General features: G+C 68.3%; 21 protein-coding genes and 2 pseudogenes. 15 read left to right on the forward strand and 8 right to left on the reverse strand.

Annotated elements, in window-relative coordinates; genetic code table 11:
• The first annotated feature begins 8 nt into the window (after positions 1-8).
• The 5 genes and pseudogenes from OG225_RS28560 (at position 9) to OG225_RS28580 (ending at position 3,742) form a co-directional block, all read left to right on the forward strand.
• Positions 9-1,145 carry an Mrp/NBP35 family ATP-binding protein gene (locus OG225_RS28560; RefSeq protein ID WP_405178080.1) on the forward strand — a complete coding sequence of 379 codons (1,137 nt, stop codon included), beginning with the start codon at positions 9-11 and terminating at the stop codon, positions 1,143-1,145.
• Between the two features lie 92 nt (positions 1,146-1,237).
• A pseudogene (locus tag OG225_RS28565) lies at positions 1,238-1,549 on the forward strand (DivIVA domain-containing protein); the annotation flags it as partial.
• Between the two features lie 368 nt (positions 1,550-1,917).
• Positions 1,918-2,538, forward strand: a pseudogene (locus OG225_RS28570) (DNA-3-methyladenine glycosylase I).
• Positions 2,539-2,639: 101 nt separating this feature from the next.
• Complete coding sequence (locus OG225_RS28575; protein WP_011211259.1) at positions 2,640-2,807, forward strand: DUF3117 domain-containing protein; 168 nt, start codon at positions 2,640-2,642, stop codon at positions 2,805-2,807.
• An 80-nt stretch (positions 2,808-2,887) separates the two neighbouring features.
• Positions 2,888-3,742 (forward strand): putative RNA methyltransferase, encoded by an 855-nt coding sequence (locus OG225_RS28580; RefSeq protein ID WP_405178081.1) that lies wholly within the window; start codon positions 2,888-2,890, stop codon positions 3,740-3,742.
• Positions 3,743-3,749: 7 nt separating this feature from the next.
• On the opposite strand, the gene glgA is transcribed toward OG225_RS28580, so the two are convergent.
• Positions 3,750-4,919, reverse strand: a complete 1,170-nt coding sequence (gene glgA / locus OG225_RS28585) for a glycogen synthase (protein ID WP_405183395.1) — start codon at positions 4,917-4,919, stop codon at positions 3,750-3,752.
• A 191-nt stretch (positions 4,920-5,110) separates the two neighbouring features.
• On the opposite strand from glgA, the gene glgC reads away from it, so the two are divergent.
• Positions 5,111-6,325 (forward strand): glucose-1-phosphate adenylyltransferase, encoded by a 1,215-nt coding sequence (gene glgC, locus OG225_RS28590; RefSeq protein WP_405178082.1) that lies wholly within the window; start codon positions 5,111-5,113, stop codon positions 6,323-6,325.
• Positions 6,326-6,349: 24 nt separating this feature from the next.
• On the opposite strand, the gene OG225_RS28595 is transcribed toward glgC, so the two are convergent.
• From OG225_RS28595 to OG225_RS28610, 4 genes are all read right to left on the reverse strand, one after another.
• Positions 6,350-6,538 carry a hypothetical protein gene (locus OG225_RS28595; protein WP_405178083.1) on the reverse strand — a complete coding sequence of 63 codons (189 nt, stop codon included), beginning with the start codon at positions 6,536-6,538 and terminating at the stop codon, positions 6,350-6,352.
• 74 nt (positions 6,539-6,612) lie between these two features.
• Entirely contained in the window at positions 6,613-6,855 is a 243-nt protein-coding gene (locus tag OG225_RS28600) for a hypothetical protein (RefSeq protein WP_405178084.1), read from the reverse strand.
• Positions 6,856-6,903: 48 nt separating this feature from the next.
• Positions 6,904-8,058 (reverse strand): DUF6545 domain-containing protein, encoded by a 1,155-nt coding sequence (locus OG225_RS28605; protein WP_405178085.1) that lies wholly within the window; start codon positions 8,056-8,058, stop codon positions 6,904-6,906.
• Positions 8,059-8,076: 18 nt separating this feature from the next.
• Positions 8,077-8,709 (reverse strand): O-methyltransferase, encoded by a 633-nt coding sequence (locus OG225_RS28610; protein WP_405178086.1) that lies wholly within the window; start codon positions 8,707-8,709, stop codon positions 8,077-8,079.
• A 546-nt stretch (positions 8,710-9,255) separates the two neighbouring features.
• Here OG225_RS28610 and sigE point away from each other — a divergent pair.
• From sigE to OG225_RS28655, 9 genes are all read left to right on the forward strand, one after another.
• Positions 9,256-9,888, forward strand: coding sequence for an RNA polymerase sigma factor SigE (gene sigE, locus OG225_RS28615; RefSeq protein ID WP_405183396.1), 633 nt, complete (start codon positions 9,256-9,258; stop codon positions 9,886-9,888).
• Positions 9,889-9,950: 62 nt separating this feature from the next.
• Entirely contained in the window at positions 9,951-10,334 is a 384-nt protein-coding gene (locus OG225_RS28620; RefSeq protein WP_405178087.1) for a hypothetical protein, read from the forward strand.
• Between the two features lie 10 nt (positions 10,335-10,344).
• Positions 10,345-11,907, forward strand: coding sequence for a trypsin-like peptidase domain-containing protein (locus OG225_RS28625; RefSeq protein WP_405178088.1), 1,563 nt, complete (start codon positions 10,345-10,347; stop codon positions 11,905-11,907).
• A 32-nt stretch (positions 11,908-11,939) separates the two neighbouring features.
• Positions 11,940-12,356: a Sec-independent protein translocase protein TatB gene (gene tatB, locus OG225_RS28630; protein ID WP_216908957.1), complete on the forward strand. Its 417-nt coding sequence runs from the start codon at positions 11,940-11,942 to the stop codon at positions 12,354-12,356.
• Positions 12,357-12,460: 104 nt separating this feature from the next.
• Complete coding sequence (locus OG225_RS28635; RefSeq protein WP_216908956.1) at positions 12,461-13,321, forward strand: hypothetical protein; 861 nt, start codon at positions 12,461-12,463, stop codon at positions 13,319-13,321.
• A gap of 441 nt (positions 13,322-13,762) precedes the next feature.
• Positions 13,763-14,107, forward strand: a complete 345-nt coding sequence (locus OG225_RS28640; protein ID WP_405178089.1) for a hypothetical protein — start codon at positions 13,763-13,765, stop codon at positions 14,105-14,107.
• A gap of 322 nt (positions 14,108-14,429) precedes the next feature.
• Entirely contained in the window at positions 14,430-15,506 is a 1,077-nt protein-coding gene (locus OG225_RS28645; protein ID WP_405178090.1) for an XdhC family protein, read from the forward strand.
• A gap of 66 nt (positions 15,507-15,572) precedes the next feature.
• On the forward strand, positions 15,573-16,457 hold the full coding sequence (gene folP, locus OG225_RS28650) for a dihydropteroate synthase (protein WP_405178091.1): 885 nt from the start codon (positions 15,573-15,575) through the stop codon (positions 16,455-16,457).
• On the forward strand, positions 16,454-17,392 hold the full coding sequence (locus OG225_RS28655) for a glucosyl-3-phosphoglycerate synthase (RefSeq protein ID WP_216908948.1): 939 nt from the start codon (positions 16,454-16,456) through the stop codon (positions 17,390-17,392). Before folP ends, OG225_RS28655 begins: the two co-directional genes overlap by 4 nt.
• Before the next feature lie 12 nt (positions 17,393-17,404).
• Here the strand turns inward: OG225_RS28655 and OG225_RS28660 are convergent, their stop codons facing one another.
• Genes OG225_RS28660 through OG225_RS28670 form a run of 3 tightly spaced genes read right to left on the reverse strand, consistent with a single transcriptional unit; the run spans position 17,405 to position 20,564 of the window.
• Entirely contained in the window at positions 17,405-19,174 is a 1,770-nt protein-coding gene (locus OG225_RS28660; RefSeq protein WP_405178092.1) for a long-chain-acyl-CoA synthetase, read from the reverse strand.
• Complete coding sequence (locus OG225_RS28665; RefSeq protein WP_405178093.1) at positions 19,171-19,758, reverse strand: TIGR00730 family Rossman fold protein; 588 nt, start codon at positions 19,756-19,758, stop codon at positions 19,171-19,173. The genes OG225_RS28660 and OG225_RS28665 overlap by 4 nt, the downstream gene beginning before the upstream one ends.
• Positions 19,755-20,564 carry a TIGR00730 family Rossman fold protein gene (locus tag OG225_RS28670; RefSeq protein WP_405178094.1) on the reverse strand — a complete coding sequence of 270 codons (810 nt, stop codon included), beginning with the start codon at positions 20,562-20,564 and terminating at the stop codon, positions 19,755-19,757. The genes OG225_RS28665 and OG225_RS28670 overlap by 4 nt, the downstream gene beginning before the upstream one ends.
• Between the last annotated feature and the right edge of the window lie 57 nt (positions 20,565-20,621).

The following is a 20,621-nucleotide window of genomic DNA, read 5'->3' on the forward strand; positions in this document are numbered from 1 at the left end:
TCGCTGGAATGTCAGTGGTTACGGAAGCGGATGTGCGGGGAGCCCTCGCAAAGGTCGACGACCCGGAGATCCGCAAGCCGATCACCGAACTGGGCATGGTGAAGAGCATCGGGATCGGCGCCGACAGCAATGTCCACATCGAGATCTACCTGACGACGGCCGGTTGCCCGCTGCGGACCGAGATCACCCAGCGGGTCACCAAGGCGGTCGCCGACGTCGCGGGCGTCGGAGCGGTCACGGTGGAACTCGACGTCATGGACGACGAGCAGCGCACCAACCTGCGCAAGCAGTTGCGCGGCGACTCCCCCGAGCCGGTGATCCCCTTCGCCCAGCCCGGTTCGCTGACTCGCGTGTACGCGGTGGCCTCGGGTAAGGGCGGTGTCGGGAAATCCAGCGTGACCGTCAATCTCGCGGCGGCCATGGCCGCGCGCGGATTGTCGGTCGGCGTGCTCGACGCCGATATCTACGGCCATTCGGTGCCGCGCATGCTCGGCACCGACCAGCGCCCCACCCAGGTCGAGCGCATGATCATGCCGCCCGTCGCGCACGGGGTGAAGGTCATCTCGATCGCGATGTTCACCCAGGGCAACACCCCGGTCGTGTGGCGCGGGCCGATGCTGCACCGGGCCCTTCAGCAGTTCCTGGCTGATGTGTTCTGGGGCGACCTCGACGTCCTGCTGCTGGACCTGCCGCCGGGGACCGGCGACGTCGCCATCTCCATCGCCCAGCTGATCCCGAGCGCGGAGATCCTGGTCGTCACCACCCCGCAACTCGCGGCCGCCGAGGTGGCCGAACGGGCCGGCTCGATCGCGTTGCAGACCCGTCAGCGCATCGCGGGCGTCGTCGAGAACATGTCCTGGCTCGATCTGCCGGACGGCACCCGGATGGATCTGTACGGATCGGGCGGCGGCCAGACCGTGGCCGACAGCCTGAGCCGCGCGGTCGGCGCGAACGTCCCACTGCTCGGTCAGATCCCGATCGAGCAGGCGGTGCGCGAGTCCGGTGACGAGGGCACGCCGATCGTGCTGCGCGATCCCGAGAGCGCGGCGGCCAAGGCCCTGCTCGAGGTCGCCGACAAACTGGCGGTGCGGCGGCGTGGCCTGGCCGGGATGTCGCTCGGCATCGACACCACGCGTCACCTGTAGTACGTCCCGGCGCGGGCCGCGCGCGAGGAGATGTGCGCGGCCCGCGCGAGGACATGTGCGACGTGTCGGCCGGTGCCAATAAGCTGATCGGCATGCTCACGCTGCTTTTCTACGTGCTGATCGTAGGCCTCGTGGCCGCGATGCTCTTCCTGCTCGCGAGTGTGGTGTTCGGGCGGGGGGAGGAACTGGGGCCGCTGCCCGAGGGCACGACGGCCACCGTGCTGCCCGCGGACGGCATCAACGGCGCCGATGTGCGGGCGCTGCGCTTCCAGCAGGTGGTGCGCGGATACAAGGCGGGCGAAGTGGACTGGGCGCTGGCGCGACTGGCCGCCCGCATCGATGAACTGCAACGGGAATTGGCGTACGCGCGCGGCGGTACGGCCGAGTCCGCCGTACCCGCGAGCGCGCTGCGGACCGGCCCGCAGCCCGCCCCGGCTCCGGTCCCGTACCGGCATCCCTGGCCGGAGACGCCCGCACCGCCGCGTGCGCCGTGGGGCGTGCCGTCCGGGCAATCCGATCCGCCGCCACTACCCCTGGCCGGGCTGACGAGCGCGCAACCGGTCGTCGGCCCGGCACCGGAGGTATCCCCGCCCGAGGGCACCGCACCGTTCGATCCTCGGCCCGAGCATGCCTCGGCACCGCACGGACCCGAGACACCGCACCGGGGCGCGCCCGCCGATCCGGGAGCGCGACGACCGGACTCGGGGCAGAACGGCGATTCCGCGCGACCCCGTGACCACTCGACCCCCGATTCGCCGTGACCGCCGCGACGATGAGCGACGGCCGATTTCGGTGCCCCTGGGCGGAGTCTTCTCAGCTGTATCGCGATTACCACGATCAGGAGTGGGGCCGTCCACTGCACGGTGACGACGCCATGTTCGAGAGAATGTGCCTGGAGGCATTCCAGTCCGGGCTCGCGTGGATCACCATCCTGCGTAAGCGCCCCGCCTTCCGGACAGCATTTTCCGGATTCTCCATCGAACGGGTCGCCGAGTTCGGCGACGATGATGTGGCGCGATTGCTCGCCGATACCGGCATCGTGCGCAACCGGGCGAAAATCGAGGCAGCCATCGCCAATGCCGAGGTTGCCCGCGCCCTCGACACCGGCCTCGACGAGCTGATCTGGTCGTTCGCCCCGCCCGCGCGCCCGCGCCCGCGCGAGCTGGCTGAAGTGCCCGCGACCAGCCCCGAATCCATCGCTCTTGCAAAAGAATTGAAGAAACGCGGATTTCGTTTCATCGGACCGACGACCGCGTATGCGTTGATGCAGGCCACCGGAATGGTCGACGACCATCTGAGCGATTGCTGGATCCGCTGAAGCCGTCGGATCACCGACCTCCCGGTCACATTTCGAACTCAGGTATCCGTCGAGATCGGCAATAGGGAAGAATAGATCGGTGTAGCTCGCCAAATGCCGGCGAGCTCGCTGGTTGGTGACAACTGGAGTTCCAAGAAAGTGCGCAGAAAACCGCGCAGATCTGGAGGGAGCAGAGGATGGCGGCCATGAAGCCCCGCACCGGGGATGGTCCCCTCGAGGCAACCAAAGAAGGGCGTGGAATCGTTATGCGGGTTCCACTCGAGGGTGGCGGGCGTCTGGTCGTCGAACTCACGCCGGATGAGGCAGCGGCGCTCGGCGACGAACTGAAGAGTGTCACGAGCTAGCCGGCCGCAGCGAAGCGAGTGCCGGGCCGAGGGCGGCCCTTCCGATGATCCCGACGAATCGGGATCGGACGAGGCCGCCCATGCACCCGGCACTCGCTGATGTGGCCGCCCTGTTGGCGTGCCCGGAATGCGGTCTCGAACTCGAGGCCGCCGACCGGGCGTTGCGCTGCCGGAGCGGGCACAGTTTCGACATCGCCAAACAGGGCTACGTCAGCCTGTTGACCGGCTCGTCGACCAAGATGACAGGCGATACGCCCGCCATGCTGGACGCTCGTGCGGCGTTCCAGGGTGCGGGACATTTCGCGCCGATCGCGCAGGCTGTGGTCGGCGCGATCGGCGCGACTCTCGACGAGGCCGGACCCGCGGCCCCGATAGTGGAGGTGGGCGCCGGAACCGGCTACTACCTCACCGCGATCCTCGACGCGGTGCCGGAATCCCGTGGCATCGCGGTGGACGTCGCCAAACCGGCGGCCCGCCGCTGCGCCCGCGCGCATCCTCGCGCGGCGTCGGTGCTCGCGGACGCCTGGCGAGGTCTGCCGCTGCGCGCCGATACCGTGTCCGGGGTCCTCGCGGCCTTCGCCCCGCGCAATCCGGCCGAGGTGGCGCGGGTACTCGAACCCGGCGGCCGATTCGTCGTCGTCACACCCACATCCCGACACCTGGGCGAACTCGTCGGCCGACTGGGCATGGTGACGGTGGATCCGGACAAACAGCAACGCCTCACCGAATCACTCGCCGGACATTTCTCCCCCATCGATCGGGTGAGCGTGGAATATCCGATGACACTGTCGCGCACCGATATCGCGCATGTCGTCGGCATGGGCCCCTCGGCATTCCACGTCGCCGACGAGTCGAGGAACGCCGCGCTCGACACACTCGACGAGAACACGAAAGTGACCGCGTCGGTGGTGGTCGCCGCCTACCGTCCGATATGAGGGCGGATCAGAATTTGCGTACCTGTTCGTACACGTCGACGGTGCGCGCGGCGATGGCGGCCCAGTCGAATTCCGCGATGGCCCTTGCCCGTCCGGCCGCGCCGAATTCCGCGGCGAGCGCAGGATTCCCCGCGACCTCGTTCACCGAGTCCGCGAGGGCGCGCTCGTAGTCGGCGGCGGTGGCCGGGTCGTAGTGGACCAGCCGCCCGTTGCGTCCGTCGCCGACGACCTCCGGAATCCCGCCCACGTCGGAGGCGACCACCGCCGTGGCGCAGGCCATGGCTTCCAGATTGACGATGCCGAGCGGTTCGTACACCGAGGGACAGACGAAAACGGTGGCGGCGGCGAGTATCTGCCGGATCTGCTCGATCGGCAACATCTCCCTGACCCAGAAGACATTGCCGCGGCGCTGCCGCAATTCATCGACGGCCGCGGCGGTCTCGACTTCGAGTTCCCTCGTATCGGGGGCTCCCGCGCAGAGCACGAGTTGGATATCCGGATCGAAATCGCGGGCGGCGGCCAGCAGATGCCCGACACCCTTCTGCCGGGTGATCCGTCCGACGAACGCCGCGATGGGCAGGTCGGTACGCACCCCCAGTTCGGCCAGTACCGGCCTGGCGTCCGCGTCGGCGGGGCCGGGATGCCACAGGGTCGCGTCGATCCCGTTGTGCACCACGTGGACCCGGCCCGGGTCCAGCGCCGGGTATGCGTCGAGCACGTCGTGGCGCATCCCCTCGCTCACCGCGATGACCGCGTCGGCGTGTTCGACCGCGTTGCGCTCCGACCACGACGAGAGCCGGTAACCACCGCCGAGCTGCTCGGCCTTCCACGGACGTCGCGGTTCGAGCGAATGCGCGGTGAGCACGTGCGGGATCCCGTACAGCGTCGCGGCCAGATGCCCCGCGAGCCCGGTGTACCAGGTGTGGGAATGCACCACGTCGACGTGTCCGGCGGCGTCGGCCATGCGCAGCTGCGCCGACATCATCTGCATGGCGGCGTTGGCCGCGTACAGCATCGGATCGGGTTGGTGCACCACGGCATCGGTGCGGGGCACGCCCATGCAGTGCACGGTGACATCGCAGAGCACGCCGAGTCGATCGACGAGCTGCGTGACGTGCACGCCCGCGCCGCCGTACACCTCGGGTGGATACTCCCGGGTCAGCATGGCGACCCGCAATCGGTCGCCCGGGGTGACATCGCTGTCCCGCGGCCCGTCTCCGACCGCCGTCAATGCTTCGCGTGACTGCTCGGCTTCACCGGATCCCGCCGCCGAGCGCCCGCCGTCCGTGCCGAAACTCACGGTCTCAAAGTAGACGCTCGGCTCTGCGGGGGCCACTCACACCCGCACTTCACGGTAGTTTGGCAAATGTGAGGAGCCAGCCGCACGTACTCGGGATCGTGCTCGCCGGTGGCGAGGGCAAGCGCCTGTTTCCACTGACCGCGGATCGCGCCAAGCCTGCGGTCCCCTTCGGGGGTGCGTATCGCCTGATCGACTTCGTCTTGAGCAACTTGGTGAACGCAGGATTTCTACGACTGTGCGTACTGACCCAGTACAAGTCGCATTCGTTGGACAGACATATCTCTCAGACCTGGCGACTGTCCGGTTTCGCGGGTGAGTACATCACCCCGGTTCCGGCCCAGCAACGGCTCGGCCCGCGCTGGTACACGGGCAGCGCGGACGCGATCATGCAGTCGCTGAACCTGATCTACGACGAGGATCCGTCCTACATCGTGGTCTTCGGCGCCGATCACGTGTACCGGATGGATCCGGAGCAGATGCTGTCGCACCACATCGAATCCGGTGCGGGCGTGACGGTGGCTGGCATCAGGGTGCCGCGTAGCGAGGCGAGCGCCTTCGGCTGCATCGATTCCGACGACTCGGGTCGGATCACCCAGTTCCTGGAGAAACCGGCCCATCCGCCGGGCACCCCGGACGACCCGAACATGACCTTCGCCTCCATGGGCAACTACGTGTTCACCACCAAGGTGCTCGTCGATTCCATTCGCGCCGACGCCGAGAACTCCGACTCCGATCACGATATGGGCGGCGACATCATCCCGTCGCTGGTAGCCGCGGGGCAGGCGGGCGTCTACGACTTCGCCGACAACGACGTGCCCGGCGCCACCGACCGTGACCGCGGGTACTGGCGCGACGTCGGCACCATCGACGCGTTCTACGACGCCCACATGGATCTGGTGTCGGTGCATCCGGTGTTCAACCTGTACAACCGGCACTGGCCGATTCGCGGCGCGGCGGAGAATCTGCCGCCCGCCAAATTCGCACAGGGCGGGCTCGCGCAGGAATCCATCATCGGCGCGGGCAGCATCCTCTCGGCGGCGACCGTGCGCAATTCGGTGTTGAGTTCGAACGTGGTGATAGACGACGGCGCGACCGTCGAGGGCAGTGTGCTGATGCCGGGTGTGCGCATCGGACGCGGCGCGGTGGTGCGTCGCGCCATTCTCGACAAGAACGTGGTGGTCGCCGAGGGCGAGATCATCGGTGTCGACCTCGAACGCGACCGGGAACGATTCGCGGTGAGCAACGGCGGTGTCGTCACCGTCGGCAAGGGAATCTGGGTCTGACCCGACCGGGGTCGGGCGCGCCGTTCACGGTGTGCGCGGCGCCGGGCAGAACGGCTCGCAGGGGCCGGGTGTGCGCGGGGCCGTCGGCCGGTCGCGATTCCCGAAATCCGCGTTGCTCACCACGATCAGCACGAGAACCGCCGCGACCAGCACGAGCACAAGCACCACGGCCGTGCCGCCCCAATCGACGCCGTCGTCGTTGTTGTGGAACATCACGGCCCCTCTCGGGCGGGAGGGGCGGGTGACTCTCCGGCCCGGCGGGGGTGACGTCGACGGATTCGCCCTTGTCAGGGAGCCTGCGGCGCGCCCGTACAGAAGGGCTCACAGCTTCCCGACGCGGGCGGGGTCTTCGGCGGACCGGTGTCGAAGTCGGCGTTGCTCACCAACAGAAGCACAATCACCGCCGCCGCGACAATCAGGAAGAAGACGCCGAAGATCGACGTCAGCCAACTCGGCGTCGAACGCTCGGTGGCCATATGGCCGAGATGGGCTGTTGTCTCGGTGAATTCGGAACTACGTTGCCAGATCATGCGATACCTCTAACTCGATTGGTTCCCGCTTACCCAGCGCGATCGAGTTCACGCGCCCCGCGTGGCTATTCCACACGCCAGCGGCCATACGGCGGCCATCCGCGCCAGTTCATCGATTTCCGAATCCATGTCCTTGGCCATCGATGCTGCCCTGCCGACGGCGGCCACGGTGGGCAGACCCGAACTTCGCGCGCGCAGCGCGAACAGCAGCGCGACGGCGGTCTCCAGCGTCCGCTGTTCGGGCTCCGGCATCCCCCGTGCCGCGATGGCAGCGCGGACTTCCGGCGGGAGGGCGCGGGTGTGACGGGACAGGATCAGCATGCAATCGCGGATCTCGACCACTGTGCGATACACGCGGTAGCGGCTGTCGACGCGATCGATTCCCGGTGCGCGATGCACGATTTCCGGGCAGGCGGCGGTGAGTTCGGACCACAGCGGCAGCAACTGTTTCCCACGCCGCGACCAGTCGTCGAGCCGCACTCGTTCCAGACCGGACCGGATCAGCGGAGCGGCGTAGAACACGGTGCCCGCCAGCACCGTCGGGAAGATCAGGTCGTTGTCGATGATTCCCTGCAACCTGGTGAGGGCCGTGCGGTGGCCTGTTCCGAGCAGCACCGCCGTCATCGTGCGACTGACCGCTTGGACGACGCTGACGATCCCGACCCCGATGACCATCACGTGCAGCGCCGTCTCGATTCGATCCCCGCCCATCGACAGTCCGGCCCTGCCGAGCGCGATGAATTCGACTCCGACCAGCAGAGCCAGCGGCACCGCGCCCCCGAAGTAGACGAAGGCCATCGGTTCCGCGCTGGCGCCGCGTACCAGGGCGGCGGGATCCTCGGCCAGGCCGAGCACCACGGCGGACAGCACCCAGAGTCCGGTGGTCGCGGCGAGCGTGATCCCGGGGACCGGACGATCACGTCCGTCACGGGCGAGCAGCACACCGGCCGCGGAACTGGCGGCGAACGCGACAACGCTCAGTTGGTACATCAGCAGTACGGAGAGGTGTCCACCCGTCGCGATCGTGATCAGCCGCTGACAGTTCGGTTCACGCAGGGTGCAGTTCACCAGTCCGAGGCCGATGATGGCGGCCAACTGCCGATCCGCGCCGGTCTGGTCGAAGTACAGCGCGCGCAGGACGACCACGGGCCATGCCACGAGCAGGGCGGCGGACGAGAGCACCGCGGGCCAACCGGAGTGCACGGTCGATCGAAACCTCGGTCAGCCGCGCGAGGCGCAGAGCAGACCGTCACCGACGGGGATCAGCACACTGGTGAGTTCGGGGTCCTCGGCGATGGCGCGGGTGGCGGCCCTGACCGCGGCGGTGGCCGGATCTCGCTGGGAGGAATCGGGGACACGACCGCCGAGCAACGCGTTGTGGAAGATGATCGCCCCGCCCTCCCTGAGTAATCGCACGGCTTGACCGACGTACTGCGGGTGTTCCAGGGGCGCGGCGTCGATGAAGACCAGGTCGTAGGCACCGTCTGCCAGCCGCGGCAGCACATCGAGGGCGCGGCCATTGATCAGCCTGGTGCGCGCGGGGGGAATCTCGGCGGCACGGAAGGCATCCTTGGCCGCGCGCTGGTGTTCGGGCTCGGAATCGATCGTGGTGAGCGTGCCGTCCTCGCGCATGCCGTCGAGCAACCACAGGCCGCTGATACCGGCGCCGGTGCCGACCTCGACGACCGCGCGCGCGCCGAGCAACTGCGCGTACATGCTGAGCAGCGCTCCGACCGACGGCGGCACCGGAGCCGCGCCCAACTCGGTGGCCCGTTCGCGCGCGCTCACCAGGATGTCGTCCTCCACGACGGATTCTTCCACGTAGGAGAGATTTCGCTCCAAGTTCGATGCCACCGTATGAGGCTAGCTTCCCGGCCTCCCCGCGTCTTTCCGCCGCTCGTGAGTGTGTGAGCATAGTTTTCCGCCGTCGCCGCCGATCCGCGCATGGTGGCGCGCCCGGCCGCCCGGCTACCTGGTCATCTGCGGCTTTCCCGGTCCGCGCGGGCGGATTCGCACGGTCACACTTCCGGAAAGACAAATTTCTCAGGTGTCCCTCAGGATCTCCATAACCGGGGCATATCAGGACAGGAAAGAGTGGGAACACGTAAGACCATCAGACCGTTTACACGGGACCAGGGAACAACGACATACAGGTAGTCGGTTGTATCCCCTAGGTGGGGGTCCGGGATTCCGGATCAACACGACCGTGGCGAACGTTTACGGTCCCGAGTAGGAGGTAGCCCCATCCACATGGTCAAAGGTTCCTTTGCGACACTGCCGGGGCACTCGGGGGACTACTCGGGGAAAAGCCCGGAGGCGAACCCGCTGCCGGATACGGTCGGCTCGACAGCGCAGGCTCGTCCCGCCGCGGTGAGCGAATACGCGACACTTCCCGATCACATCCCGCCGTTCGACACCGAACGGCCCGACGAGAACGCCCTGCCCGAACCCGGCGAGCTGACCGGAACCGCGGCCTTCGACGCCACCGGCGACCGCGCCGCGATGCCGTCGTGGGACGAACTCGTCCGCGAACACGCCGACCGGGTGTACCGATTGGCCTACCGCCTCTCCGGTGACGCGCAGGACGCCGAAGACCTCACCCAGGAAACCTTCATCCGGGTCTTCCGCTCGCTGTCGAACTATCAGCCGGGCACCTTCGAGGGCTGGCTGCACCGCATCACCACCAACCTGTTCCTCGATATGGTGCGCAGACGCAACCGGATCAGGATGGAGGCGCTACCCGAGGACTACGAGCGGGTGCCCGCCGAAGGACCGACCCCCGAGGACGCCTACCACGACGCCAGACTCGACCCGGACCTGCAATCCGCGCTGGATTCGCTGGCGCCGGAGTTCCGCGCGGCGGTCGTGCTCTGCGATATCGAGGGCCTGTCCTACGAGGAGATCGGCGCGACGCTCGGAGTCAAACTCGGCACCGTGCGCAGCCGCATCCATCGAGGGCGTCAGGCATTGCGCGACCACCTTGCGCATAATGGATCTCAGCAGCGGTTCACCGCTGACGCGAATCTCGGGTGATCGGTCGCAAACCGGCATCACCCGCGCAGGTGGTCGATATCGGTTGGAAGGGTGAGCACCGAATGAGTGGTGAGTCCAGCGCGTCCGGTCCTTCACCGCGTTTCCGTCCCACCGAACATCTGGCCAGCGAGGCGATCGCGGCCTATGTGGACGGGGAACTGCGGATGAACGCGTACCTGCGTGCCGCTCAACATCTGTCCCTGTGTCCCGAATGCGCGGCCGAGGTGGACGCGCAGCAGCAGGCGCGGATCGCGCTGCGCCAGTCCGGTCAGGTATCGATTCCCACCGGACTGCACGACAGCCTGACCCGTATTCCGCTCGCCGAGCTGCCCGGCACCAACGGCGCGGCTCATCAGCAGGCCGGGAACGCCCGAAACGAGGCTGTTTTCGGTTTTCTGGCGGATTCGTTCACCACGACCCGGTGGGCCAACTGGTGGCGCAAGTAGAGTTTGGCGAGTGACCACCGAATCACCGAACACCGGACCCGTGTCTGACGCGCCCGCGGCGGGCGACACCCCCGATTCGGCGGCCGACAGGGGGAACCTGAGGCCGTCGGACGCACCCGTTCTCGGTCCCCGGCCGGTCTATCGGCCCCACGTCGACTCCCACACCACGCGCGCCTTCCGCCGCCCTAGCGGCCAGACGGGATCCTTCTCCGCGAACCGGCCCGCGAGCACCGGCGGCGCGGGTATCGCGCCGCTCGGTCCCGAATTGCAGAACCGGCCACCGGATGCCGTGCTCGCCGAGGCGTTCGGCAGGCCGGAGGGTTCGAGCGAACTGTTGCAACGCGAGCCCGATTCCGGGGACACGCCCGACGGCGCGCCCGGTCGCGTCGATCCGTGGCGCGACCCGAACTCCTCGGCCGCGCTCGGCGCCCCCGCCGTCGCGACGCCGCGGGTCGAGCCGCTGCCGCAGTCGCGCCGACTCACCGCGCGCGAAGTGCTGTTCGGCTCGCGGGTGGCACCCAAGGCGTTGGCCGTGCTCGCGGTCGTCGCGCTCGCCATCGGCCTGATCGGCGGACTTGTCGGGCGGCTCACGGCCGAGGCGTCGACCAACCTCACCTCGCGCACGGTGAGCCTGCGCCAGAGCGATGCCACCGAACGTCCGCACGGGCTGATCTCCCAGGTCGCCAATGCCGTTCTGCCGTCGGTGGTTTCGATTCGCGTGACGGTCGGCGAGAACGGCGCGACCGGTTCCGGCGTCGTCATCGACGGTGAGGGTTACGTGGTCACCAACAATCACGTGATCTCGATGGCCGCGCAGGACAAGAGCAACAGGGCCGCGATCCAGGTCACCTTCTCCGACAGCACCCGGGTGCCCGCCACCATCGTCGGACGCGATCCGAAGACCGATCTGGCCGTGCTCAAGGTCGATGTGAAGAACCTCACGGTGGCGAAACTCGGGCGCTCCCAGGACGTGCAGGTCGGCGACGACGTGCTCGCCATCGGCTCCCCCCTCGGGCTGAGCAAGACCGTCACCTCCGGCATCGTCAGCGCGCTGCACCGTCCGGTGAAACTCCAGGGCGAGGGCAGCGACACCAACGCGGTGATCGATGCCGTGCAGACCGACGCCTCCATAAACCCGGGTAACTCCGGCGGCGCGCTGGTCGACATGGAGGGCCGGGTCATCGGCATCAACTCCGCGATCCGCAGTGAGACCGGCGGTTCGGTCGGCCTCGGCTTCGCCATCCCGGTGGACGTGATGACCGATGTCGCGCAGAACCTGATCAAGAGCGGTCAGATGCATCACCCGATGATCGGTGTGAGCGCTCGCACCAAGACCGTCGCCAACGACGTGATGAGCGGCGCGGCGGTGGCCGACGTGGCGCCCGATGGGCCTGCCGCGAAGGCGGGGATCGTCGAGGGAGATGTCATCGTCAAGGTCGGCGATCGCGAGGTGACAGGTCCGGAGGAGCTGACCGTCGCGGTGCAGGCCCACAAGATCGGCGACCGGGTGAACGTGCAGTTGATTCGAGACGGCAGGCAGGTCGACGTGCCTGTCACGCTGGAATCCGACTGAGTCGCGACCCCCGCGCCAGGTAGCCTGGACTCGTGTTCAGCAATATCGGCTGGAGCGAGATGCTCATCCTGCTCGTCGCCGCCCTCGTGATCCTCGGTCCGGAACGGCTGCCCGGGGCGGTTCGCTGGACCACGCGCAGCCTGCGTCAGGTACGCGACTACGCGAGCGGGGCCACCGCCCAACTCAAAGAGGAACTCGGTCCGGAATTCGACGACCTGCGCAAGCCGCTGGCCGATCTGAACGAGTTGCGCGGGATGAGTCCGCGCGCGGTGGTGACCAAACATTTGCTGAACGGGGATGATTCGGTCTTCCGCGATCTGGAGAAGGCGGTGCCGAGCAAGGACGACCTCCTCGGCACCGCGAGCGGCATGCCGGATCACCCGATGCCGAAACTCGAGAAGCCGTTGGCGCGCAACGAGCGTCCGCCGATCGACAACGATGCCACCTGACCTGTAGAAATACACTTTTCGCGCGAAACGGACTGAGCCGTCTGGAAGTTCGACTGTCAAGCGTTCTAGACACACGAGCGTGTCCACCTGTCTAGACTTCGCACATGTCGGCCGATGACGTGGCGCGAGTCTTTGCGATCGAGGACAAGGTCGAGAGACTCAAGGCAGCCACAGACGGGGTGGCGGCGGCGCAGCAGACCATCAACGAGCTAACGCGTATCCGCAGGGCGGTCATCCGCGAACTGCACGCCGAGGGCTGGACCTTCGCCAGAATCGGTGCCGCCGCCGGACTTTCCCGTGCGCGCATCCATCAGGTGAGCACCCAGGGCCCCGCACCCGAGGGATTGTTCTTCGGGCACGGCTCGCTGACCGTGCTCGTCCCCGAGATCCGCGCCGGGCGCATCCTCGGCGCACCCGATCCCAACGCGGGCACCCGACTTGCCGAACTGCTGCGCGAACTCGGTTTCACCGCGACGGTCGAAACCTTCCTGCCCGGTCGCCCGATCGACCTGAACCGCGACGGCCTCATCGCCATCGGCGGCCCCGAACTCTCCCCGAGTCTGCGCCAGCTCATCGCCGCCGACCCCCGGCTGCGCCGCGCCGTGACCCGCGCGGGCGACGCCCGCCGCGGTATCGAGGACAGGGCGGCCAGGCGCGTGTACCGGCCGGGCGGCCCGGAGCCGCACGATATCGCCTATCTGGCCCGCCTGCCCCGCCCCGACGGTCGCGGCACCTGCCTGCTCATCGACGGACTGCACCCACCCGGCTCCCTCGGCGCGATCCGGCTGCTCGCCACCCGCCTGGCCACCCTGCACGAGCGCGCGGCCAACAATCTGTTCTCGGTCCTCATCGCGGTCCGCTACGACCGCTCGACCGGTGAGCCCGTCGACGCCGACCTGCTCACCCCGGTCTACCGCCACGAACCCCCCGATTCCCGATCGGCGGCCCTGCGCACCCGTCGCTGAACTTCGGCGCGTGTTCGACGCCCGCCCGGGCGGTTCGGCCCACTCGGTCGCGCGTGTTCGCACCGCATCCAGGGCGCCTGCGCCCCCTCGTGCCCGACCTCGGCCGCCCTCGACCACCCTCGGCCGCCCGCTGATCGCATATCGCACGGCCCGAATCGGTTTCGCGCGCGGCGAGGCTCCCACGAATCGACAGCGGGCAGGTTGCCGCCTCACAGATTTGGCCCAATGGGGTACCGCCCCAGGCTCACCGATCTGCCATGTGGCACAGCTCACGCGGTCCCGCCCGCCCACAGAGCCTCTTCTACATATAGATTGCTGACAAATAACCACTAATGTGAGCGGGTGCACGTTTCGTGGGTGCGAGGTCCGCAGCCGAGCCGAGCCGGGTCGTGTGACGGGCTGTTCGTACGACATTTCGAGCGCCCACCACGGGAGGCAGTTGTGAACCTCGTCGTCGCCATCGGCACGGTCCTCGTGGTCGCGGGCATGCTCGGCATCCTCGCCGTCGCCCTCCGCGGAACCGGCTCCGCGCGTGATCACCTGACAGTGGCGCAGATTCAAGCCAGGCTCGCCGGGGAGTACCCCGCCGAGCCCGCCACGTTCGGCGGACCGTCCGTACTCCGCACACCCGCCAGGTCGAATCGGGCCGCCGATTTCGACTCTCCCACCCTGGTCGATATCGCGCGCCCGACCAGCGACCCCCGCCGGACCGAGCCGGTGACCGCCGACCGACGTCCCACCGGCTACCGTCCCCACCCGAACATCCGGTCCGGCACCGACAGGTAGTCGCCACCCGATCGCGCCCCCTGCGTACGACGGATCACAACGCACCGGCGCATACCCTCGGCCCACATCGCGAACCGGTCCCGTGCGGTGCGGGGTCCACGACGACGACACCCTCGGCCGTCCGAATTCCGGGCCGCCGACGGTTCGTGGCCACTCGAACGATCGGCGGGCACCCGAGGCGATCACGGGAAAGCGATTCCCGCGCACGACCGTCACATTCCAGGGCACCCACCAGCGGTTCGTGGCTACGCTCGAACTATCGGCGCGTGTCCTCCGCCTTCACGGCGGGCCGCGCGAGGCGTCGAGGAGAGGAGCGGAGGCCGTGCGCACCTTACTCGAACAGCTCATCGGGCTGCTGCCCTCAGGACCCGTCGCCCTGGCGCGGGTCATCGAGACGACCGGCGCGGGACCGAGGCAGCCGGGGGCCGCGATGCTGGTGACCGAATCGGGCACCATCGTCGGATCGCTGTCGGGCGGCTGCGTCGAGGCGGCGGTGCTCGACTCGGCGCGGACGGCGCTGGCGAGCGGACAGGCCGCCGCCGACCGTTTCGGGTACGCCGAATCCGACGGCATCGAGATCGGGTTGACCTGCGGCGGCGAGATGGAGATCTTCGTCGAGCGGGTCGACGCGAGCAGACTCGCGGTGCTGACCGAACTGCGCGGCGCACTCGCCGCGAGCGAACCCGTCGCGCTGGCGACCACGCTGGAGTCCGCCACCGAATGGAAGTTGTTGCGGCCCGGGGGTTCCGAGCCGTGGCGCCGCGTCGATCGGGATGCCGCGGCGTTGCTGGCCGCGGGGCGCAGCGGCATCGTCGGCGCGGCGGAATGCGGGCCCGAATCCGCCACACGTCCGCGGACTTTCGTCCAGGTCTTCGCCACCGCACCGCGGATGATCCTGGCGGGAGCCAATGATTTCGTGCGGGCGCTGAGCCACACCGGCCGCGGGCTCGGCTACCGGGTCACCGTGGTCGACGCCCGCGAGACGTTCGCGACCCCCGCTCGTTTCCCCGCCGCGCACGACGTGGTCGTCGACTGGCCGCACCGCTACCTCGACGCCGAATACCGCGCGGGTCGCGTCGATCACCGCACGGTGGTGTGCGTGCTGACCCACGACGCGAAATTCGACGTGCCGATGCTCACCGCCGCCCTGGCCATCGACCGGCTGGCCTTCGTCGGCGCGCTCGGTTCCCGGCGCACCGACGCCGAACGGCGCGAGCGACTGCGCGAGGCCGGTGTCGGCGAAAACCGGCTCGCGCGCCTGTACAGCCCACTCGGCCTGGATCTGGACGCCCACACCCCCGACGAGACCGCGATATCCATCGCCGCGCATATCCTCGCGGTCCGCGGCGGCGCGTCGGGCCTTCCGCTGGATCGGCTCGACGGACCCATCCACCGCTGAGTGGTACCGCCGTCCGGACGGCGGTACCGAACCCGCCCGCGAATACCTGTCGGTACAGTCGGGGGCATGTTCAGCTCCACCGCCGTGCCGTCACCGACTCTGTGCGGCAGGCCGGTGGCGACGGATCGCGCTCTGGTCATGGCCATCGTCAACCGGACGCCCGACTCCTTCTACGACAAGGGCGCGACCTTCGGCGATTCGGCCGCCATGGACGCGGTCGCGCGCGCTGTCGACGAGGGCACGGACGTGGTCGATATCGGCGGGGTGAAAGCCGGTCCCGGCAATCTGGTCGACGCGGCCGAGGAGGCCCGCAGGGTGGTGCCGTTCGTCGCCGCCATCAGGGGCAAATATCCCGAGCTGCTGATCAGCATCGACACCTGGCGCGCCGAGGTGGCGCGGGCCGCCGTCGACGCGGGCGCCGACCTGATCAATGACACCTGGGCGGGCGCCGATCCGGATCTGGTGCGTGTCGCGGCCGAACTCGGGGTCGGCATCGTCTGTAGTCACACCGGAGGGGCGGTGCCTCGGACGCGGCCGCACCGGGTCCGCTACGCCGACGTGGTGGCGGAGGTGACCGAGACGGTGGTGCGCGCGGCCGAGGACGCGCTCGCCGCGGGTGTGCGCCGGGATTCGATCCTGATCGATCCGACCCACGATTTCGGTAAGAACACCCATCACGGGCTCGCACTGTTGCGTGGAGTCGACGTTCTTGTAAAAACCGGATGGCCAGTCCTGATGGCACTGAGCAACAAGGATTTCATCGGGGAGACTTTAGGTGTCGACCTATCCGAACGGTTGGAGGGCACATTGGCAGCGACAGCATGGTCTGCCGCGGCGGGCGCTCGAATCTTCCGGGTCCACGAAGTCGCCGCGACCCGGCGAGTGGTCGACATGATCGCCGCGATCCAGGGCATCCGGCCCCCCGCACGAACCCTGCGAGGTCTGGTATGAAATTCCAACACCGCGAGCCCGCCTGGGCGACTACGAACACCTTCGACAACCCCGAATGGCCGGTCGACGACCTCGTCGCCGCCAAGAACGGGCGCACGGTCTCGGTCGTGCTGCCCGCGCTGAACGAGGAAGGCACCGTCGCCGACGTGGTGGCCAGTATCCGGCCCCTGCTCGGCACCCTGGTCGATGAACTGGTGGTACTCGACTCGGGATCCACCGACGCCACCGCCGAACGCGCGGCGGCCGCCGGCGCCGAAGTCATCACCCGGGAACAGGCGGTTCCCGAACTGGATCCGGTCTCGGGCAAGGGCGAGGTGCTGTGGCGCTCGCTCGCCGTGACCAGCGGCGACCTGATCGCCTTCGTCGACTCCGATCTCATCGACCCGGACCCGGCCTTCGTGCCGAAACTGCTCGGCCCACTGCTGACGGTCGAGGGCATGCACCTGGTGAAGGCATACTACCGGCGGCCGCTGCGCCAGGGCGATTCCGTCGACGCGCACGGCGGCGGCCGAGTCACCGAACTCGTGGCACGACCGCTGCTGGCCGCACTGCGCCCGGAGCTGTCACAGGTGCTGCAACCGCTCGGCGGCGAATACGCGGGCACCAGGGAACTGCTGACCTCGGTCCCGTTCGCGCCCGGCTACGGCGTGGAGATCGGACTGCTGCTCGACACCTACGATCGGCTCGGCATCGATGCCATCGGCCAGGTCAATCTGGGCGTGCGCACCCACCGCAACCGTCCGCTCGCCGATCTGGGCGTGATGAGCCGCCAGATCCTCGGCACCGTCCTCGGTCGCAGCGGAGTCCAGGACTCCGGCGCGGCGCTCACCCAGTTCCCGCTGATCGGCGACGAATTCACCGCCCACAGCACCGAGGTGTCGCTGGCGGACCGTCCGCCGATGAACACTTTGCGCCCTTCCCGCGTCGCGGCCTGAGACCACCGGCACTCACCCTTTGGGCGCGCGCCTCGCGGCCACGTCGTCGGCGTACTCGTCGTAGGCGGGCACGTATCCGTCGGCGCGGCCCGCGAGGACGTACAGCGTGCTCGCGTCGTCGCTCGCGTATCCCTGTTTGCGTAGTTCGACCTTGCGGCTCTTGAAGGTCGAGGTCTGCTCGAGTTCGTCGACCACGCGGACGAACAGCGGGACGGCATAGGACGGCAGGCGGTCGTAGGCGAGCCCGGCGAGCGCCTTCCCGTCGAATTCGGCGTCGGGGCGCAGGGTCACGGCGGCCATTCCGGCTTTGCCGTCGGTTCCGGGAATGTCGACGCCGAACACCACGGCCTGCTCGATCGCCTCGCTCTCGCTGAGCGCGCCCTCCACCTGCGTGGTCGCGACGTTCTCGCCCTTCCACCGGAAAGTGTCGCCGAGCCGGTCGATGAAGGCGATATGCCACCAGCCCTGGTCGCGAACCAGGTCGCCGGTGTCGAACCAGACGTCGCCGTCGGCGAAACCGTCGCGCACGAGTTTGGCCTCGGACGCCTGCGCGTCGGTGTATCCGTCGAAGGGCTGCCTGCCCGTCACCTTGGCGAGCAACAGTCCCACGCCGCCCGAACCGACCCGCCGTAATCTGCCATCGGCTCCGCGCGCGGCCTTACCGGTCTCGTCGTCGTATTCGACGATCGCGTACGGCAGCGGACCTACCCCGGCCGTGCGGTCGATGCCGAACGCGTTGACGAAAGCCACCGGCGCCTCGCTCGCGCCGTAGAACTCGACCACCCGGCCGATGCCGAAACGGGTGGTGAACTCGTCCCACAGTTCCGGACGCAACCCGTTGCCGACCGCGAGCCGGACCCGGTGCTGTCGATCGACGGGTGCGGGCGGCTGCCGGAGCAGATAGCGGCAGAGTTCGCCGATGTAGATGAACGCGGTGGCCCGTTCCCGGATGATCTCGTCCCAGAATCCGCCCGCCGAGAATTTGCGGCCGAGCGCGTAGGTCGCACCGCCCGCGAGCACCGACGACAGCGCGACGGTGAGCGCGTTGTTGTGATAGAGCGGCAGGCAGCAGTACATGATGTCGCTGCCGCGCAGTCGAATTCCGAGTCCGCCGAGCCCGGCCATGCTCTTGGTCCAGCGCTGGTGGGTCATCACGCTGGCCTTGGGCAGGCCGGTGGTGCCGGAGGTGAAGATCAGGAAAGCCCGCTCGCCCGCGGTGATCTGCGCGCAGACCGCGGGATCGTCGGGATCGGCGAATTCGGCCGCGTCCAGGAGATCGTCGCTGTACAGCACATTCGGCAGCGGCTCCGGCAGCGAGTCGAGCGCCTCCCGGCATTCCTCGCCGACCACGTCGAGCACACTGTCGAGCAATTCGAAACTGTGCGCGAGCACCCGATCGCGCTGATTGTGGTTGACCAGGCCGGCGGTCGCGCCGAGTTTCACCACGGCCAGTGCGAGCAGCAGGGTTTCGGGCCGGTTGGTCATCAGCACGCCGACCACGTCACCGCGCCGGACACCGCGATCGGTGAGGACGTTGGCGAACCGGTTCACCTGCGCGTTCGCCTGCTGATAGGTGTAGGTGCTGCCCTCGAAACGCAGGAAGAGCCGTTGCGGGTGCCGGTGGGCGTTGCGCTGGAAATACAGGCCGATCGAGGCCCGGTCACCGGGCCGGACCAGCATCCCGACAGCGTTGCGCACCATGCCCGGTGCGTCGAGCGCCATCGCCGGGAGGGCTTTGACGAGATCGAGAAGACTTACCGTGGTGCGGGTTTCGGTACTCACCGGTCCTGATGCTCCTCAGCGTTCACTGTGACGTCGGCGAAACCGCGCAGCGCGGCGAAGGCCGAGGCCAGATCGGTCACGACGGTGATCCGCTCCATCGCGTACCTGGTCACGAACCCGCGCTCGTACAGTTCGTCGAGCCAGCCGAGCAGTCCCGCGTAGAAACCGTCCGCGTCGAGCAGGACCACCGGCTTGTCGTGCTGGCCGAGGTAGCCGCCGGTCCACGCCTCGAAGAATTCCTCCAGCGTGCCGATGCCGCCGGGCAGGGTGAGGAAGGCGTCGGCGCGATCCTCCATGACCTGTTTGCGCTGGCGCATGGTGTCGGTGACGATGAGTTCGTCCGCGCCCACATCGGCGACCTCTTGGTGCACAAGGTGTTTCGGGATCACCCCGACGGTCTTCGCGCCACCGGCGCGCGCGGCCGTCGCCACCGCGCCCATCATCGAGACGTGACCGCCGCCGGACACCAATCGCCAACCGTTCCTGGCGATTTCGGTGCCGACCCGGGCCGCGAGGGACAGGTGCGCGGGATCGGCGGTGCTGGCCGAGCAGTACACGCACACCGAGTACCCGGCGGCGGTCACCACTGGTCCTCCGTGCCGAGCGCGTCGACATTCCCGCCCGCCGCCGCGGTGTCGACGATGATGGAGACGACTTCCTCGACGCTGTCGGTCAGATGCAGCAGATCGAGATCTCCCGGCGAGATCTTGCCCGAGCCGCCGAGCGAATCCCGCAGCCAGTCAACCAGTCCCGACCAGTACGCGGTGCCGAACAGGATGATCGGGAACCGGGTGATCTTGCGGGTCTGCACCAGGGTGAGCGCCTCGAACAATTCGTCGAGGGTGCCGAATCCGCCCGGCAGGCAGACGAAGGCCTGCGAATACTTCACGAACATGGTCTTGCGCGCGAAGAAATACCGGAAGTTGATCCCGAGGTCGACCCATTCGTTGAGGCTCTGCTCGAACGGCAGCTCGATGCCGAGCCCGATCGAATAGCCGCCCACCTCGGAGGCGCCACGATTGACCGCCTCCATCGCCCCGGGACCGCCGCCGGTGATGACCGCGAATCCGGCCCTGGCCAGCGCGGCGCCGATGGCGCGGCCCGCCTCGTATTCGGGGTGTTCGACCGGGGTGCGCGCCGAACCGAAGACCGCGACCGCGCGCGGCACCTCGGCCAGCGCGCCGAAACCCTCGACGAATTCGGCCTGGATGCGCAGCACCCGCCACGGATCGGTGTGCACCCAACCGCTGGGCTCGTGCCGATCGAGCAGATTCTGGTCCGCGGTGCCGAGACCGGCCTTACGGTCGCGACGGAACATGATCGGCCCCCGATACTTGGGGGTCGACTTCCGTGAGCTGGCAACCTCGGGTTCGACGGCGTCGGTAGACATGACCTCCACGCTACCGGGATCGGCGTTTCACGCGCCGAACCACCGGGACAACACCGC

Source organism: Nocardia sp. NBC_01377 (genome assembly GCF_045040005.1).
Classification (GTDB): domain Bacteria; phylum Actinomycetota; class Actinomycetes; order Mycobacteriales; family Mycobacteriaceae; genus Nocardia; species Nocardia noduli.